Raw genomic sequence first — 16865 nt, 5'->3', positions numbered from 1 at the left:
CCTCACGGTCCGCCCCTCGATCGAGGAGCTGCGCGCGGTCATCCACCCCGCCGGCATGCTGCAGCGGCGCAGCGCCGAGCACTGGGCGGGGCGGCTGTACATGCGCAGGATCTCGCTGCGGATCACCCGGCTGCTCTCCACGGTCACCGTGATCACGCCGAACGGCCTGACCTACCTGATGATGCTCACCGGCATCCTGGCCGGCGCCGCGCTGGTCATCCCGGGCATCGCCGGGGCGATCGCGGCCGCGCTGCTGATCCAGCTCTACCTGCTGCTGGACTGCGTGGACGGCGAGGTGGCCCGCTGGCGCCGGCAGACCTCGCTGACCGGCGTCTACCTGGACCGGGTCGGCCACTACATGTCCGAGGCCGCGCTGCTCACCGGCCTGGGCCTGCGTGGCACCGACCTGTTCCACCGGGCCGGCCACGGCAGCCACTGGGAGTGGGCGTTCCTGGGCACGCTGGCGGCGCTCGGCGCGATCCTGATCAAGTCGGAGACCGATCTGGTGGACGTGGCCCGGGCCCGCTCCGGGATGACCGCGGTGGAGGACAGCGCCGCGGTGCCGCGCTCCACCGGGGTGGCCAGGGCCCGCAAGGCGGCCGCCTTCCTGAAGTTCCACCGGCTGGTCGGCGCGGTCGAGGCCTCGCTCTTCATCCTGGCGGCAGGGATCGCCGACCAGGTGCACGGCGGCCTCTTCTTCACCCGCCTCGCGGTGGTGGTGCTGGCGGCGATCGCCATGCTGCAGACCGTGCTGCACCTGCTGAGCATCGTCCTCTCCAGCAGGCTGCGATGAGCACCGCGGTGACCGGGACCACCGGGCAGGCCGAGCGGTTCCGGCTCGGCGCGGTGATCATCACCATGGGCAACCGGCCGGCCGAGCTGGCCGCGCTGATCGACTCGGTGCGGGCCCAGCAGGGCGCCGAGGTGGAGCTGGCCGTGGTGGCCAACGGCGCCCCGCTGCCCCCGCTGCCGCCGGGCGTGCGGACCGCCGAGCTGCCGGAGAACCTGGGCATCCCGGGCGGCCGCAACGTCGGCATCGAGCTCTTCGGCCCGAACGGCCGGGACGTCGACGCGGTGCTCTTCCTGGACGACGACGGCCGGCTGCCCGGCACCGACTCGGCCCGGCTGCTGCGCGAGGCCTTCACCGCCGATCCGGAGCTGGGCATCGTCAGCTTCCGGATCGCCGACCCGGACACCGGCGAGACCCAGCGCCGGCACGTGCCCCGGCTGCGCGCCAGCGACCCGCTGCGCTCCTCCCGGGTGACCACCTTCCTCGGCGGGGCCAGCGCGGTCCGCTGCGCGGTCTTCGAGCAGGCCGGGCAGCTGCCCGCCGAGTTCTTCTACGCCCACGAGGAGACCGACCTCGCGTGGCGCGCGCTGGACGCCGGGTGGTCGATCGACTACCGGGCCGACATCGTGCTCCACCACCCCACCACCTCGCCGGCCCGGCACGCCACCTATTTCCACAACGTGGCGCGCAACCGGGTCTGGCTGGCCCGGCGGAACCTTCCGGTGCCGCTGGTGCCTCTCTACCTCTGCACCTGGATGCTGCTCACTCTGGTCCGCCGGCCCTCGGGGGAGGCATGGAAGGCATGGCGGGCCGGGTTCCGGGAGGGCTGGCGCACACCCGCGGGTGAGCGACGGCCCATGCGATGGCGTACTGTATGGCGATTGACCAGGTTGGGCAGACCGCCGGTCATCTGATCACCTGTACGGCGGATCACCACACCGCCGTCCGGAGACCCCCGTGATCCGCTGGGAACCCGGTTCCGAACGCCCCATCCGGGCCCGGCGACTGCCCCCGGCCAGCAGCCGGACTTCCGATTCGTGAAGGACGAATGTGTCGACAGTGAGTGAACAGGTCAACCTCTCTCTCCCCGGAGGTGTTGACGCCGGGCTGAGCCAGAAGCAGCTCGCCGACAAGTACGGCCTCAGCGTCAGCGGGGCCCGTCCCGGGCTGGTCGCCTACACCAAGCAGCTGTGGGGCCGTCGGCACTTCATCGTCGCGTTCGCCACTGCCCGGCTGGTGGCGCAGTACACCACCGCGAAGATGGGCCAGGTCTGGCAGGTCGTGACCCCGCTGCTGAACTGCGCGGTGTTCTACCTCGTCTTCGGCGTCATCCTGAGCGGCAACAACACTCCGAAGTACATCCCCTGGCTCTGCGTGGGTGTCTTCATCTTCCAGTTCATCCAGAGCGCCGTGCAGTCCGGGACCGGGGCGATCTCGTACAACCTCGGCCTGATCCGGGCGCTGCACTTCCCGCGCGCCTGCATGCCGATCGCCTTCACCGTGATCCAGCTCCAGCAGCTGCTGATCTCGATGGTGGTGCTGGTCGCCATCGTGCTGTCGAACGACCTGATGCCGGGCGCGACCTGGCTGCAGGTGATCCCGGCGCTGGTGCTGCTCTCCTTCTTCAACACCGGCCTGGCGCTGATGATGGCCCGGATCGGCGCCAAGACTAGCGACGTCTCGCAGCTGATGCCGTTCATCCTGCGCACCTGGATGTACCTGTCGGGCGTCATGTACACCATCTCGGACCACGTGCAGAAGTGGCCGGTCTGGATCCAGAACCTGGTCCAGGCCAACCCGGCCTCGGTCTACATGGAGCTGGTGCGGCACGCGATGATCCCGAGCATCTACAGCCCGCACAAGTACCCGAGCAACCACCTGACCCTGCCGGGGCACATCTGGGCGATGGCGGTGGGCTGGGCGGTCGTCGCTTTCGTCATCGGTTACGTCTTCTTCTGGAAGGCTGAGGAGGAGTACGGCCGTGGCTGACACGATCATGGACCTGTCCGAGGAAGAGGCCAAGAAGCAGGCCGAGGAGTTCCGCTCGGGCCGCGACGAGCGGGCGATCGCCGCCGCCCGGGAGACCCGCGTCCCGACCGTGGTCGTGGACGACGTGCACATCGTCTACAAGGTGCACGGCGCCTCCTCCGGCAAGGGCAGCGCCACCTCGGCGCTCTCCCGGCTGATCTCCCGCAAGCGGTCCCCCGCGATCACCGAGGTGCACGCCGTCCGCGGCGTCACCTTCACCGCCTACAAGGGCGAGGCGATCGGCCTGATCGGCTCCAACGGCTCGGGCAAGTCGACCATGCTGTCGGCGATCGCCGGCCTGCTGCCGACCGAGCGCGGCGGCATCTACACCAACGGCCAGCCCTCGCTGCTCGGCGTGAACGCGGCGCTGATGGACGACCTGACCGGTGAGCGCAACGTGGTGCTGGGCTGCCTGGCGATGGGCATGAGCCCGGCCCAGGTGAAGGAGCGGTACCAGGACATCGTGGACTTCTCGGGCATCAACGAGAAGGGCCAGTTCATCAACCTGCCGATGCGCACCTACTCCTCCGGCATGGCGGCCCGCCTGCGGTTCTCCATCGCGGCGGCCAAGACCCACGACGTGCTGCTGATCGACGAGGCGCTCTCCACCGGCGACCAGGCCTTCCAGCGCCGCAGCGAGGCCCGGATCCGCGAGCTGCGCAAGTCGGCCGGCACGGTCTTCCTGGTCAGCCACAACAACAACGCGATCCGGGACACCTGCGAGCGGACCATCTGGATCGAGACTGGCAAGCTGATCATGGACGGCCCGACCGACGAGGTGGTCGGCATGTACGAGCGCGGCGAGCGCCCGTAGCGCCCGCGAGCCCGGCACCGCCGGAGCCGGTGCCCGCCACGCCTGGTGCGTGTGGGCACCGGCTCCGGCGTTTCGACAGGCCGGCGCTGCCCGCGCGAGCGGCCGGGGGCGCGCCCCCGGCGTGTGCGCCGGGCGAGTGAGCAGGCCCGGCGCGCCGGGGGGCGGTCTTTTCGGCTGGTGGTCGGAAGTGAAAGGGTGGGGACCCAGGCGCGGTCCGTTTTTCGCCCCCGGGGGAATATCCGAGTCGATTCCATGGTCAACACCGGTGTAGAACGGGGGAGTGACGGAAGTGACGGTATCGGCTCAGTCCTCGGTGCGTGCGCAGGGCGACTCGGTGGGGAGCACGCTCGACAAGGCGGCGCGGGAGAACTTCCCGGTGGCCCCGGGCTTCCTGCCCGCGGCCTGGCGCGGCGACCTGATGGCGGTCTACGGCTTCGCCCGGCTGGTGGACGACGCGGGGGACGGCGACCTGGCCGACCCGGCGGGGACGGCGCGGCTGCTGGGTGCCGCCACCCCTTCGGAGCAACCTGACGATACGGTTTTCAGACTCGGCCTGCTCGACGCCATCGAGCGCGATCTCGACCGGGCGTTCGAGGCCGGCCTGCCCGGCGGCGCCGGCGAGGCGCCCGGGCACCCGCTGATGCGCGCCCTGGTGCCGCTGGTCGGCAAGCATGCCGTCACCCCCGAGCCGTTCCGCCGGCTGATCGAGGCCAACCGGGTCGACCAGACCGTGGCCCGCTACCGGACCTACGAGGACCTGCTCGGCTACTGCCGGCTCTCCGCCGATCCGGTCGGCCGGCTGGTGCTGGCCCTGGCCGGCCTCGCCACCCCCGAGCGGATCGAGCTGTCCGACCGGATCTGCACCGCGCTGCAGATCGTCGAGCACCTCCAGGACGTCGCCGAGGATCACGCCAGCGGCCGGATCTACCTGCCCGCCGAGGACATGGCCCGGTTCCGGGTCACCGAGGAGGACCTGGGCCGCCCCACCGCCTCCCCGGCCGTGCGCGAGCTGGTCGCCTTCGAGGCCGGCCGAGCCCGGACCCTGCTCGACCGCGGCGCCCCGCTGGTCGGTACGGTTCGTGGCAGGCTTCGTCTGCTGCTGGCGGGATTCACGGCCGGCGGGTACGCGGCGCTGGCGGCCATCGAGGCGGCCGGCCACGACGTGCTCGCCGAGCAGCCGAAGCCCGACAAGCGCCGCCTCGCGATGAAGGCGGCGGCCATCTTCGCGAAGGGAAGGTGAACGCCCGAGTGGCGGCATCACCACTGGCGTCGGCACCGGTCATGGCGGCGTACCGCTACTGCGAGGCGGTCACCGCCCTGCAGGCCCGCAACTTCAGCTACGGGATCCGGCTGCTCCCGGAGCCCAAGCGGCTCGCCATGTCCGCGCTCTACGCGCTGGCCCGCCGGGTCGACGACATCGGCGACGGCGAGCAGCTGACGCCCGAGCGCAAGCAGGAGCAGCTGCTGGCCACCCGGGCTCTGCTGGACGAGATCCGGGCCGGTGCCGTCACCGAGGAGGACACCGACCCGATCAAGGTCGCGCTGGCCGACGCGGCCCGCCGCTTCCCGATCCCGCTGGACGCCTTCGACGAGCTGATCGACGGCGTCGAGATGGACCTGCGCGGCGAGGAGTACCGCACCTTCGACGACCTCAAGGTCTACTGCCGCTGCGTGGCCGGCTCGATCGGCCGGCTCTCGCTCGGCGTCTACGGCTGCGAGGACCCCAAGCGCGGCGCCGAGTACGCGGACACCCTGGGCCTGGCCCTGCAGCTCACCAACATCCTGCGCGACCTGCGCGAGGACGCGGTGAACGGGCGGACCTACCTGCCCGCCGAGGATCTGGCCCGGTTCGGCTGCGAGCAGGGCTTCGCGCTGCCCAGGCCGCCGGTCGGCGCCGACTTCACCGGCCTGATCGCCTTCGAGGCCGAGCGGGCCCAGGGCTACTTCGAGGAGGGCCTGCGGCTGCTCCCGATGCTGGACCGCCGCAGCCGGGCCTGCACCGCGGCGATGGCCGGGATCTACCACCGGCTGCTGGGCCGGATCGCGGCCGAGCCCGAGTCGGTGCTGCGGGGCCGGGTCTCGCTGCCCGGCTGGGAGAAGGCGTACGTGGCGCTCTCCGGCTTGGCCGGAGGACGCTCTTGACCGTCGCCGATCTTGGGCGGAGAGTCACTGAAGCGATCGGGCAGAGCACGAACCGACGACTGAGCAGGGAGGCGAGATGACCGGGCGAACCGGGGGCCGCACGGCCGTGGTGGTCGGCGGCGGCCTGGCCGGGCTGACCGCCGCGCTGCGGCTGGCGGAGGCCGACGTCCGGGTGACCCTGCTGGAGGCCCGCCCCCGGCTCGGCGGCCTGGCCTTCTCGTTCCGCCGCGGCGAGCTGACCGTGGACAACGGCCAGCACGTCTTCCTGCGCTGCTGCACCGCCTACCGCGGCCTGGTCGACCGGCTCGGCGCCGCCGGCCTCGTCGACATCCAGCCACGGCTGGAGGTACCGGTGCTCTCGGTCGACGCCGACGGGCACGGCTATCGGCTCGGCCGGCTCTCCCGGGCCGACCTGCCGGTGCCGCTGCACCTGGCCGCCAGCCTGGCCCGCTACCCGCACCTGGGCGACGCCGACCGGCTGCGGGTGGTCCGCGGCGCGCTCGCGCTGCAGCGGCTCGACCTGGCCGACCCGGCCCTGGACGAGCTCTCCTTCGGCGACTGGTTGCGCTCCCACGGGCAGAACGACCGCACCCTGGCCGCGCTCTGGGACCTGGTCGGGGTGGCCACCCTGAACGCCCGGGCCGACCAGGTGTCCCTGGCGCTGGCCGCGATGGTCTTCAAGACCGGGCTGCTCACCGACCGCGGCGCCAGCGACATCGGGATCGCCTCGGTGCCGCTGGGAGCGCTGCACCACGACGCGGCGCTGCGCGAGCTGGCCGCCGCCCAGGTCGGGGTGCGGCTGCGCACCAAGGCCGTGGAACTGAAGCCGGACGGGGACGGCGGCCACACCGTGCGGCTGGAGGGCGGGGAACTGCTCACCGCCGACACCGTGGTGCTGGCCGGCGCCCAGGACACCGCCCAGGCCCTGCTGCCCCCGGACTCCCTCGCCGGACAGCAGCGGCTGGGCGAACTGGGCTACGCGCCGATCCTCAACGTGCACGTGGTCTACGACCGGCCGGTGCTGCGCCGGCCGTTCTTCGCCGCGCTGGACTCGCCGGTCCAGTGGGTCTTCGACCGGACCGCGCACTCGGGCCTGGCCGCCGTGCACCCCGGCGCCCAGTACCTGGCGCTGTCCCAGTCCGCGGTGCAGGACGAGATCGAGCTGCCGGTGGCCGAGCTGCGGGCCCGCTACCTGCCCGAGCTGGCCCGGCTGCTGCCGCCGGCCCGCGGGGCCGGGGTGCTCGACTTCTTCGTCACCCGGGAGCGGACCGCGACCTTCGACCCGGCCCCGGGCACGGCCGCGTTCCGGCCCGGCCCGGTGACCCGGGTGCCCGGCCTGCTGCTGGCCGGCTCGTGGACCGCGACCGGCTGGCCCGCGACCATGGAGAGCGCCGTGCGCAGCGGCCACGCCGCCGCCGACGCCGCGCTGGCCGCCGCCGGCCGGCGGGCCCCGCTGGACCGCGGCGACGGGCGGTGGCCCCGGTGACTGCCCCGATCAACACGCTCATCAACACCAGCACCAGCCCTATGGCTCAGGGAGAGGGAACACTCGTGGAGGCACGTCCCAGCACGGTCGCGGGCGCGACGGCCCAGGCCGAGCCCGTCTCGGTACCCGAGCTGCTGGCCAGAGGCCGCACGCTCTGCACCCCGCCGATGCGCGCGGCGGTGGGCCGGCTGGCGGCGCCGATGGACGCGGTCGCCGCCTACCATTTCGGCTGGACCGACCAGGCCGGCAACCCGGTCGCCGGGGACGGCGGCAAGGCCGTCCGCCCGGCGCTGGCGCTGCTCTCCGCCGAGGCGGCGGGCGCCCCGGCGCTGGCCGGCGTGCCCGGCGGGGTCGCCGTCGAGCTGGTCCACAATTTCTCGCTGCTGCATGATGATCTGATGGACGGTGACGAGACCCGCAGGCACCGGGCCACCGCCTGGACCGTCTTCGGTCCGGCCCAGGCGATCCTGGTCGGCGACGCGCTGGCCGCCCTCGGCACCGAGGTGCTGCTGGACGCCGGCCGCAGCGGCGCCGCCACGCCCGCGGACGCCGCCCGCGCCGTCAGCCTGATCACCACCGCGACCCGCAAGCTGATCGATGGTCAGGCCCAGGACCTCTCCTTCGAGCACCGCGACGTGGTCAGCGTCGCCGAGTGCCTGGAGATGGAGGCCGGCAAGACCGGCGCGCTGCTGGCCGCCGCCGCCGCGATCGGCGCCGTGCTGGCCGGTGCGGACGAGCGCACCTCGGACGCGCTGCAGCGCTACGGACACCACCTCGGCCTCGCCTTCCAGGCCGTCGACGACCTGCTCGGCATCTGGGGGGCCACCGAGGTCACCGGCAAACCGCACTGGGGCGACCTGCGCCAGCGCAAGAAGTCGCTGCCGGTGGCCGCCGCCCTCGCCGAGGGCGGCGCGGCCTCCCGCCGGCTGGCCGAGCTGCTGGCCGACCCGCAGGGGCGCGGCGAGGAGTCCGAGGAGGTGCTGGCCGGCCGGGCCGCGCTGATCGAGCAGGCCGGGGGCCGGGCATGGACCCAGGAGGAGGCGCGCCGCCAGCACAGCACCGCGCTGGCCGCGCTGGACGAGGTACCGATGGCCGACGAGGTGCGCGACCGGTTCGTGGCGCTGGCCGAGTTCGTCGTGGTACGAGAGAGGTGACAGCAAGTTGACAGCAACCGCGGACGGCCGGCTCGACCCTGAGTACGATTCCGAGCCGGTCGCGGTGGATGAACGGACCGCGGGCCCGGCCGACCGGGCCGATGTCTGGCGGCCCGAGCAGGACGCGGTGGCCACAGGGGGGCCCGCCGCGGAACCGGATGAGCAGTCGTCACCCCTGGACCGCGCGGCGATCGAGGACAGCCTGCGCCGGGCCACCGAGCACCTGCTCTCCCTGCAGGACGAGGAGGGGTGGTGGAAGGGGGACCTCGAGACCAATGTGACGATGGACGCCGAGGACCTGTTACTGCGCCAGTTCCTCGGCATCCGGACCGCCGAGCAGACCGCGGCCACCGCCGAGTGGATCCGGTCCCAGCAACGCGAGGACGGCACCTGGGGGACCTTCCACGGGGGTCCGCCGGAGATCTCCACCACCGTGGAGGCGTACGTCGCACTGCGCCTGGCCGGCGACCTGCCGGAGGCCCCGCACATGCGGGCGGCGGCGGAGTACGTGCGCGGTGAGGGCGGCATCGCCGCCACCCGGGTCTTCACCCGGATCTGGCTGGCGCTGTTCGGCTGGTGGCCATGGGAACGGCTGCCGGAGATGCCACCGGAGATCATGTTCCTGCCCAAGTGGATCCCGCTCAACATCTACGCCTTCGGCTGCTGGGCCCGGCAGACCATCGTGCCGCTCACCGTGGTCTCGGCCCACCGCCCGGTGCGCCCAGCCCCGTTCGACCTGACCGAGCTGCACACCGACCCGGCCAACCCCTTCCCGCTGCGCCCGCTGGCCCCGCCGGCCAGCTGGGACGGCTTCTTCGAACGCCTCGACGTGGTGCTGCACGCCTACCACAAGCGGGCCGTCCGCCCGCTGCGCCGGCTGGCGCTCAACCAGGCCGGCCGCTGGATCGTCGAGCGCCAGGAGGCGGACGGCTGCTGGGGCGGCATCCAACCGCCCGCCGTCTACTCGCTGATCGCCCTGCACCTGCTGGGCTACGAGCTGGACCATCCGGTGATGCGCCGCGGCCTGGACGCCTTCGACCGCTTCACCGTGCACACCGAGGACGGCGCCCGCTGGCTGGAGGCCTGCCAGTCTCCGGTCTGGGACACCTGCCTGGCCACCATCGCGCTGGCCGACGCCGGGCTGCCGGCCGACCACCCGGCACTTGTCAAGGCGACCGACTGGATGCTCGGCGAGGAGATCACCACCAAGGGCGACTGGTCGGTGCAGCGGCCCTCGCTGGCGCCGGGCGGCTGGGCCTTCGAGTTCCACAACGACACCTACCCGGACATCGACGACACCGCCGAGGTGGTGCTGGCGCTGCGCCGGGTGAAGCACCCCGAGCCGGCCAAGGTGGCCGCCTCGGTGCGCCGCGGGGTGGAGTGGAACCTCGGCATGCAGTCCAAGAACGGCGCCTGGGGCGCCTTCGACGTGGACAACACCAGCACCCTGCCGAACAAACTGCCGTTCTGCGACTTCGGCGAGGTGGTGGACCCGCCGTCGGCCGACGTCACCGCCCACGTGGTGGAGATGCTGGCCGAGGTCGGCCAGGCGGACGACCCGCGCACCCGGCGCGGCGTCGACTGGCTGCTGGCCAACCAGGAGGCCGAGGGCTCCTGGTTCGGGCGCTGGGGCACCAACTACATCTACGGCACCGGCTCGGTGGTGCCCGCCCTGGTGGCCGCCGGCCTGCCGGAGTCCCACCCGGCGATCCGCCGGGCGGTGCGCTGGCTGGAGGAGCGGCAGAACCAGGACGGCGGCTGGGGCGAGGACATGCGCTCCTACGAGGATCCGGAGAAGTGGTCCGGGCGCGGCGAGTCCACCGCCTCGCAGACCGCCTGGGCGCTGATGGCGCTGCTGGCGGCCGGCGAGGGCCCGGGCGGCAGGTTCGCCCCGGGCGACGGCCGGGGCAGCGCCGCCGTGGAGCGCGGGGTCCGCTGGCTGGCCGCCACCCAGTTGGCCGAAGGCAGTTGGGACGAGCCGCAGTTCACCGGGACCGGGTTCCCGTGGGACTTCTCGATCAACTACCACCTCTACCGGCTGGTCTTCCCGGTCACCGCGCTCGGCCGCTACCTGCACGGCAACCCGGTGCTGGGGCACGCGAGGAGGGCGTCGTGACCGCTCCGCTGCTGGTGCTCTGCGCGCTGGCGCCCGAGGCCTGGGCGCTGCGCGGCGGGGACTGGTCGGGGGCGCTCGGCGGCCCGCCGGTGCTGGTGCGCACCGGGATGGGTCCGGAGAGGACCGCACGGACCGTCAACTCCCTGCTGGCCGGGGAGCCGGGCGCCTACGGCGCGGTGCTGCTGACCGGGTTCTGCGCGGCGGCCGCACCGGGAACAAGACCGGGCGACGTGGTTGTTGCCGACAGGGTGAGCTCCGCCCCGGCGCGTTCCCGCCCGACCCGGCAGCCCGAGCAACTGGCCCGGGCGCTGCGGGGTCTGGGTCTGGACGTCCGGGTCGGCGCCCTGCACTCGGCGGACCACGTGGTGCGCGGCCCGGAGCGGCGCAAGCTGCACCGGGCCGGGGTGACCGCGGTGGACATGGAGACCGCGGCCGCCCTCGACCGGCTGCCCGAGGACCTGCCGGTCGCGGTGGTCCGGGTGGTGGTCGACACGCCCGAGCGCGAGCTGCTGAGACCCGGGACGCTGCCCGGCGGCCTGCGCGCCTTCCGCACCCTGCGGGCCATCGTGCCCGCCCTGCTGGGCTGGCACCGGGCGGTCCTCGCCGAACCGCCGCAGCCCGCTTCTCAGTCCTCTGCCCCGCCGATGGTCTCTCAGGAAGTGAGCTAGTCATGGCCATGCCGCTGCGCCAGTCGCTACGAGTCGGTACGTACCTCATGCAGCAGAAGCTCATCAAGCGGCGCGAGAAGTTCCCCCTGATCGTCGAGCTGGAGCCGCTCTTCGCCTGCAACCTCGCCTGTGAGGGCTGCGGCAAGATCCAGCACCCGGCCGGGGTGCTCAAGCAGCGGATGCCGGTCGCCCAGGCGGTCGGCGCGGTGCTGGAGTCGGGCGCCCCGATGGTGTCGATCGCCGGTGGCGAGCCGCTGATGCACCCGCAGATCGACGAGATCGTCCGTCAGCTGGTGGCCCGTCGGAAGTACGTCTTCCTTTGCACAAATGCGCTCCTGTTGCGCAAGAAGTTGGACAAGTTCACTCCTTCGCCGTACTTCACCTTCACGGTGCACATCGACGGGCTGCGCGAGCGGCACGATGAGTCGGTGGCCAAGGAGGGGACCTTCGACGAGGCGGTCGCGGCGATCCGGGAGGCCAAGCGCCGGGGCTTCCGGGTGACCACCAACAGCACCTTCTTCAACACCGACACGCCGCAGACGATCATCGATGTGCTCGACTTCCTCAACGATGATCTGAAGGTCGACGAGATGATGATCTCTCCGGCCTATGCGTACGAGAAGGCTCCCGACCAGGAGCACTTCCTCGGTGTCGAGCAGACCCGCGAGCTGTTCCGCAAGACCTTCGCGGGCGGCAACCGGGGCCGCTGGCGGCTCAACCACAGCCCGCTCTTCCTGGACTTCCTCGAGGGCAAGGTGGACTTCGAGTGCACCGCCTGGGGGATCCCGAACTACTCCCTCTTCGGCTGGCAGCGTCCCTGCTACCTGATGAGCGACGGCTACGTTCCGACCTACCGGGAGCTGATCGAGAAGACCGACTGGTCCAAGTACGGACGGGGCAAGGACCCGCGCTGCGAGAACTGCATGGCGCACTGCGGGTACGAGCCGACCGCGGTGCTGGCCACCATGGGTTCGCTCAAGGAGTCGATCCGAGCCGCCCGCGAGACGGTGGTCAGTTCCCGCTGAGTCGGCGGCCCGGCGCGCACGTGCAGGAGTGCGCGCCGGGCTCGACCATGGCATCAGGACTACCGGACAGCAAGGATGAGCAGACCCATGACCGCGATCTCGCTGGGGATTCCGCCACTGCCGTTGAAGCCGCTCGCCACCCGCCGGGTCTCCCGGCAGATCATGGTGGGCAATGTGCCGGTCGGCGGCGATGCGCCGGTGTCGGTGCAGTCGATGACCACCACGCTGACCTCGGACGTCAACGCGACGCTGCAGCAGATCGCGCAGCTGACGGCCTCGGGCTGCCAGATCGTGCGGGTGGCGGTGCCCTCGCAGGACGACGCGGACGCGCTCCCGATGATCGCGAAGAAGTCGCAGATCCCGGTGATCGCCGACATCCACTTCCAGCCGAAGTACGTGTTCGCCGCGATCGAGGCGGGCTGCGCGGCGGTGCGGGTGAACCCGGGCAACATCAAGGCCTTCGACGACAAGGTCGGCGAGATCGCCAAGGCCGCCTCCGAGGCCGGGACGCCGATCCGGATCGGCGTCAACGCCGGCTCGCTGGACAAGCGGCTGCTGGAGAAGTACGGCAAGGCCACCCCCGAGGCGCTGGTCGAGTCCGCGCTCTGGGAGTGCTCGCTCTTCGAGGAGCACGGCTTCCGCGACATCAAGATCTCGGTCAAGCACAACGACCCGGTCGTGATGATCAACGCCTACCGGCAGCTGGCGGCGGCCTGCGACTACCCGCTGCACCTCGGTGTGACCGAGGCCGGGCCGGCGTTCCAGGGCACGATCAAGTCGGCGGTGGCGTTCGGCGCGCTGCTGGCCGAGGGCATCGGGGACACCATCCGGGTCTCGCTGTCGGCTCCGCCGGTGGAGGAGGTCAAGGTCGGCATCCAGATCCTGGAGTCGCTGAACCTGCGTCAGCGCGGTCTGGAGATCGTCTCCTGCCCGTCCTGCGGGCGGGCCCAGGTGGATGTGTACAAGCTGGCCGAGGAGGTCACCGCGGGCCTGGAGGGCATGGAGGTGCCGCTGCGGGTCGCTGTGATGGGGTGCGTGGTGAACGGTCCGGGCGAGGCGCGCGAGGCGGACCTGGGGGTGGCCTCCGGCAACGGCAAGGGCCAGATCTTCGTCAAGGGCGAGGTGATCAAGACCGTGCCCGAGTCGAAGATCGTCGAGACCCTGATCGAGGAGGCGCTCAAGCTGGCCGAGGAGATGCAGGCGGAGGGCGGTCCGGCAGGCGCGCCCGCCGTGGTCGCCGCAGGCTGAGAAGCAGTCACCCGGCCCGCCGCAGGAGCGGGCCTTCCCCCACCGCACCCCCAGTGCAACGAAGCCGAGAGGTGGAGCCATGTCACTGCTGTCCTCCGTCCAGGGACCGGTCGACCTGAAGAAGCTGCCGGCCAACCGGCTGCCCGAGCTGGCCCAGGAGATCCGCGACTTCCTGATCGAGGCGGTCTCCCGCACCGGCGGCCACCTGGGCCCGAACCTGGGCGTGGTGGAGCTGACCATCGCGCTGCACCGGGTCTTCGACTCACCCGAGGACCGGATCCTCTTCGACACCGGACACCAGTCCTACGTGCACAAGCTGCTGACCGGCCGCCAGGACTTCAGCCGGCTGCGGGCCAAGGGCGGCCTCTCCGGCTACCCGTCCCGGGCCGAGTCCGAGCACGACGTGATCGAGAACTCGCACGCCTCGACCGTGCTCAGCTACGCCGACGGGATCGCCAAGGCGCACCAGCTCCAGGGCCGCCGGGACCGCCGGACGGTCGCCGTGATCGGCGACGGCGCGCTCACCGGCGGCCTGGCCTGGGAGGCGCTGAACAACATCGCCGAGGCCCAGGACCGCCCGCTGGTGATCGTGGTCAACGACAACGAGCGCTCCTACGCCAAGACCATCGGCGGCCTGGCCAACCACCTCGCCACCCTGCGCACCACCCAGGGCTACGAGCGCTTCCTGGCCTGGGGCAAGGAGGCGCTGCAGCGCACCCCCGTGGTCGGCCAGCCGATCTTCGAGGCGCTGCACGGCGCCAAGAAGGGCTTCAAGGACTCCTTCGCCCCGCAGGGCATGTTCGAGGACCTGGGCCTGAAGTACATCGGCCCGATCGACGGCCACGACATCGCCGCCGTGGAGTCCGCGCTGCGCAAGGCCCGCGGCTTCGGCGGCCCGGTGATCGTGCACTGCCTGACCGTCAAGGGCCGCGGCTACCGCCCGGCCGAGCTGGACGAGGCCGACCGGTTCCACGCCGTCGGCGCGATGGACCCGTACACCTGCCTGCCGATCTCGCCGGCCGGCGGCACCTCCTGGACCTCGGTCTTCGGCGAGGAGATGGTGGCCGTCGGCGCCCAGCGGCCGGACGTGGTGGCGATCACCGCGGCGATGCTGCAGCCGGTCGGCCTGGCCCCCTTCGCCAAGGCCTACCCCAAGCGGATCTTCGACGTCGGCATCGCCGAGCAGCACGCCGTGACCAGTGCTGCCGGCCTGGCCACGGCCGGCCTGCACCCGGTGGTGGCGGTCTACGCGACCTTCCTCAACCGGGCCTTCGACCAGGTGCTGATGGACGTGGCGCTGCACAAGCTCGGCGTCACCTTCGTGCTGGACCGGGCCGGGGTGACCGGCAACGACGGCGCCTCGCACAACGGCATGTGGGACATGTCGGTGCTCCAGGTGGTGCCCGGACTGCGGCTGGCCGCCCCGCGGGACGCCGAGCAGCTCAGGGCCCAGCTGCACGAGGCCCTGGAGGTCTCCGACGCGCCGACCGTGGTCCGCTTCCCCAAGGGCGAGGTCGGCCGGGTCTTCCCCGCCGTCGAGCACCTCGGCGGGGTGCACGTGCTGCAGCGCACCCGGGTGCCGGACCGGAGCGGCCAGCAGATCCTGCTGGTCTCGGTCGGCGCGATGGCCGGCGCCTGCCTGGACGCGGCCGCGCTGCTCACCGCCGACGGCTTCGCCACCACCGTGGTGGACCCGCGCTGGGTCAAGCCGGTCGACCCGGCGCTGGTCCGGCTGGCCGCCGAGCACGACCTGGTGGTCACCGTGGAGGACAACGGCCGGACCGGCGGTGTCGGGGCGGCCATCGCCCAGGCGCTGCGGGACGCCGAGCTGGACACCCCGCTGCGCGACCTCGGCCTGCGCCAGGAGTTCCTGGACCACGCCGGCCGGGGCGAGATCATGGAGGAGGCCGGCCTGACCGGCACCGGCATCGCCGCCCAGGCCGCCTCCTACGCCAAGCACCTGCTGCCCGACCGAGGAGTGAACGAGCCCCGTGCCAGCTGACCGCCCCCAGAACGCGCTAGACCTCGCCGCCCTGCTCGCCGAGCGCGGCGGCGAGCGGTACGAGCTGCACGCCCGCTACCTCAACCCGCAGCTGCCCCGGATGCTGCACACCATCGGCTTCGACAAGACCTACGACCGCGCCGCCGGTCCGTACTTCTACGACGCCGAGGGCAACGAGTACCTGGACATGCTGGCCGGGTTCGGCATCTTCGCACTGGGCCGGCACCACCCGGTGGTGCGGGACGCGATCCAGCAGGTGATGGACCTCGACCTGCCGGACCTGACCCGGTTCGACTGCCCGCCGCTCCCCGGCCTGCTGGCCGAGCGGCTGCTCGCCCTGACGCCCGGCCTGGACCGGGTGTTCTTCGGCAACAGCGGCACCGAGGCGGTGGAGACGGCGATCAAGTTCGCCCGCTACGCCACCGGGCGCGGCCGGATCCTCTACTGCGACCACGCCTTCCACGGCCTGACCACCGGCTCGCTCTCGATCAACGGCGAGGGCGGCTTCAAGAAGGGCTTCGGCCCGCTGCTGCCGGACACCGCGATCCCGCTCGGCGACCTCGGCGCGCTCCAGCGCGAGCTGCGCAAGGGCGATGTCGCGGCGCTGATCGTGGAGCCGATCCAGGGCAAGGGCGTGCACCAGGCGCCGCCCGGCTGGCTGCGGGCCGCCCAGGACCTGCTGCACGAGCACAAGGCGCTGCTGATCTGCGACGAGGTGCAGACCGGCATCGGCCGCACCGGCGCCTTCTTCGCCTACCAGGACGAGCCGGGCGTGCAGCCCGACCTGGTCTGCGCGGCCAAGGCGCTCTCCGGCGGCTACGTGCCGATCGGGGCCACCCTCGGCAAGGACTGGATCTTCGAGAAGGTCTACTCCTCGATGGACCGGGTGCTGGTGCACTCCGCCAGCTTCGGCTCCAACGCCCAGGCGATGGCGGCCGGCCTGGCCACCCTGCAGGTGATGCAGGACGAGAAGGTGGTGGAGAACGCCCGGGTGGTCGGCGACCTGTTCCGCTCCCGGCTCTCCGCGCTCACCGAGAAGTACGAGCTGCTCGCCGAGGTGCGCGGCCGCGGTCTGATGATCGGCATCGAGTTCGGGCGGCCGAAGTCGCTCAAGCTGCGCACCGGGTGGACGGCGCTGCAGGCCGCCCGCAAGGGCCTGTTCGCCCAGATGGTGGTGGTCCCGCTGCTGCAGAAGCACCGGATCCTCACCCAGGTCTCCGGGGACCACCTGGAGGTGATCAAGCTGATCCCGCCGCTGATCATCACCGAGCGCGAGGTGGACCGCTTCGTCGACGCCTTCTGCGAGGTGATGGACGACGCCCACCGGGGCAGCGGCCTGATGTGGGACTTCGGCAAGACCCTGGTGAAGCAGGCGGTCAGCAACCGCTGACC

The 16865-nt window shown here is 72.1% G+C and carries 14 protein-coding genes; all 14 read left to right on the top strand.

Annotated features, from left to right (window positions below):
* The first annotated feature begins 55 nt into the window (after positions 1–55).
* The 14 genes from ACFYNO_RS30805 (at position 56) to ACFYNO_RS30740 (ending at position 16863) form a co-directional block, all read left to right on the top strand.
* On the top strand, positions 56–793 hold the full coding sequence (locus ACFYNO_RS30805) for a CDP-alcohol phosphatidyltransferase family protein (protein ID WP_388020036.1): 738 nt from the start codon (positions 56–58) through the stop codon (positions 791–793).
* Positions 790–1704, top strand: a complete 915-nt coding sequence (locus tag ACFYNO_RS30800) for a glycosyltransferase family 2 protein (RefSeq protein ID WP_388019940.1) — start codon at positions 790–792, stop codon at positions 1702–1704. The genes ACFYNO_RS30805 and ACFYNO_RS30800 overlap by 4 nt, the downstream gene beginning before the upstream one ends.
* A gap of 136 nt (positions 1705–1840) precedes the next feature.
* Positions 1841–2779 carry an ABC transporter permease gene (locus ACFYNO_RS30795; RefSeq protein ID WP_388019937.1) on the top strand — a complete coding sequence of 313 codons (939 nt, stop codon included), beginning with the start codon at positions 1841–1843 and terminating at the stop codon, positions 2777–2779.
* Entirely contained in the window at positions 2772–3632 is an 861-nt protein-coding gene (locus tag ACFYNO_RS30790; protein ID WP_388019934.1) for an ABC transporter ATP-binding protein, read from the top strand. Before ACFYNO_RS30795 ends, ACFYNO_RS30790 begins: the two co-directional genes overlap by 8 nt.
* Before the next feature lie 289 nt (positions 3633–3921).
* Positions 3922–4872: a squalene synthase HpnC gene (gene hpnC, locus ACFYNO_RS30785; RefSeq protein WP_388019931.1), complete on the top strand. Its 951-nt coding sequence runs from the start codon at positions 3922–3924 to the stop codon at positions 4870–4872.
* A gap of 41 nt (positions 4873–4913) precedes the next feature.
* A complete protein-coding gene (hpnD, locus tag ACFYNO_RS30780; RefSeq protein WP_388019928.1) occupies positions 4914–5774 on the top strand; it encodes a presqualene diphosphate synthase HpnD in 861 nt (286 codons plus the stop codon).
* A gap of 76 nt (positions 5775–5850) precedes the next feature.
* A complete protein-coding gene (gene hpnE, locus ACFYNO_RS30775) occupies positions 5851–7260 on the top strand; it encodes a hydroxysqualene dehydroxylase HpnE (protein WP_388019925.1) in 1410 nt (469 codons plus the stop codon).
* A gap of 41 nt (positions 7261–7301) precedes the next feature.
* Positions 7302–8414, top strand: coding sequence for a polyprenyl synthetase family protein (locus tag ACFYNO_RS30770; protein WP_388019922.1), 1113 nt, complete (start codon positions 7302–7304; stop codon positions 8412–8414).
* Positions 8415–8589: 175 nt separating this feature from the next.
* On the top strand, positions 8590–10530 hold the full coding sequence (gene shc / locus ACFYNO_RS30765; RefSeq protein WP_388020033.1) for a squalene--hopene cyclase: 1941 nt from the start codon (positions 8590–8592) through the stop codon (positions 10528–10530).
* Positions 10527–11198 (top strand): 1-hydroxy-2-methyl-2-butenyl 4-diphosphate reductase, encoded by a 672-nt coding sequence (locus ACFYNO_RS30760; RefSeq protein ID WP_388019919.1) that lies wholly within the window; start codon positions 10527–10529, stop codon positions 11196–11198. Before shc ends, ACFYNO_RS30760 begins: the two co-directional genes overlap by 4 nt.
* Before the next feature lie 2 nt (positions 11199–11200).
* Entirely contained in the window at positions 11201–12223 is a 1023-nt protein-coding gene (hpnH, locus tag ACFYNO_RS30755; RefSeq protein ID WP_388019916.1) for an adenosyl-hopene transferase HpnH, read from the top strand.
* A gap of 87 nt (positions 12224–12310) precedes the next feature.
* Complete coding sequence (gene ispG, locus ACFYNO_RS30750; RefSeq protein WP_388019913.1) at positions 12311–13471, top strand: flavodoxin-dependent (E)-4-hydroxy-3-methylbut-2-enyl-diphosphate synthase; 1161 nt, start codon at positions 12311–12313, stop codon at positions 13469–13471.
* A gap of 79 nt (positions 13472–13550) precedes the next feature.
* On the top strand, positions 13551–15473 hold the full coding sequence (gene dxs / locus ACFYNO_RS30745) for a 1-deoxy-D-xylulose-5-phosphate synthase (protein WP_388019910.1): 1923 nt from the start codon (positions 13551–13553) through the stop codon (positions 15471–15473).
* The gene (locus ACFYNO_RS30740) at positions 15463–16863 is read left to right on the top strand and encodes an aspartate aminotransferase family protein (protein WP_388019907.1); all 1401 of its coding nucleotides are present in this window, start codon (positions 15463–15465) and stop codon (positions 16861–16863) included. Before dxs ends, ACFYNO_RS30740 begins: the two co-directional genes overlap by 11 nt.
* Positions 16864–16865: the final 2 nt, after the last annotated feature.

It is taken from the genome of Kitasatospora sp. NPDC006697, from assembly GCF_042869935.1.
Lineage (GTDB): Bacteria > Actinomycetota > Actinomycetes > Streptomycetales > Streptomycetaceae > Kitasatospora.
Note: the sequence above shows the minus strand (reverse complement) of the source record. Positions and strands in the feature narration are given on the sequence as shown.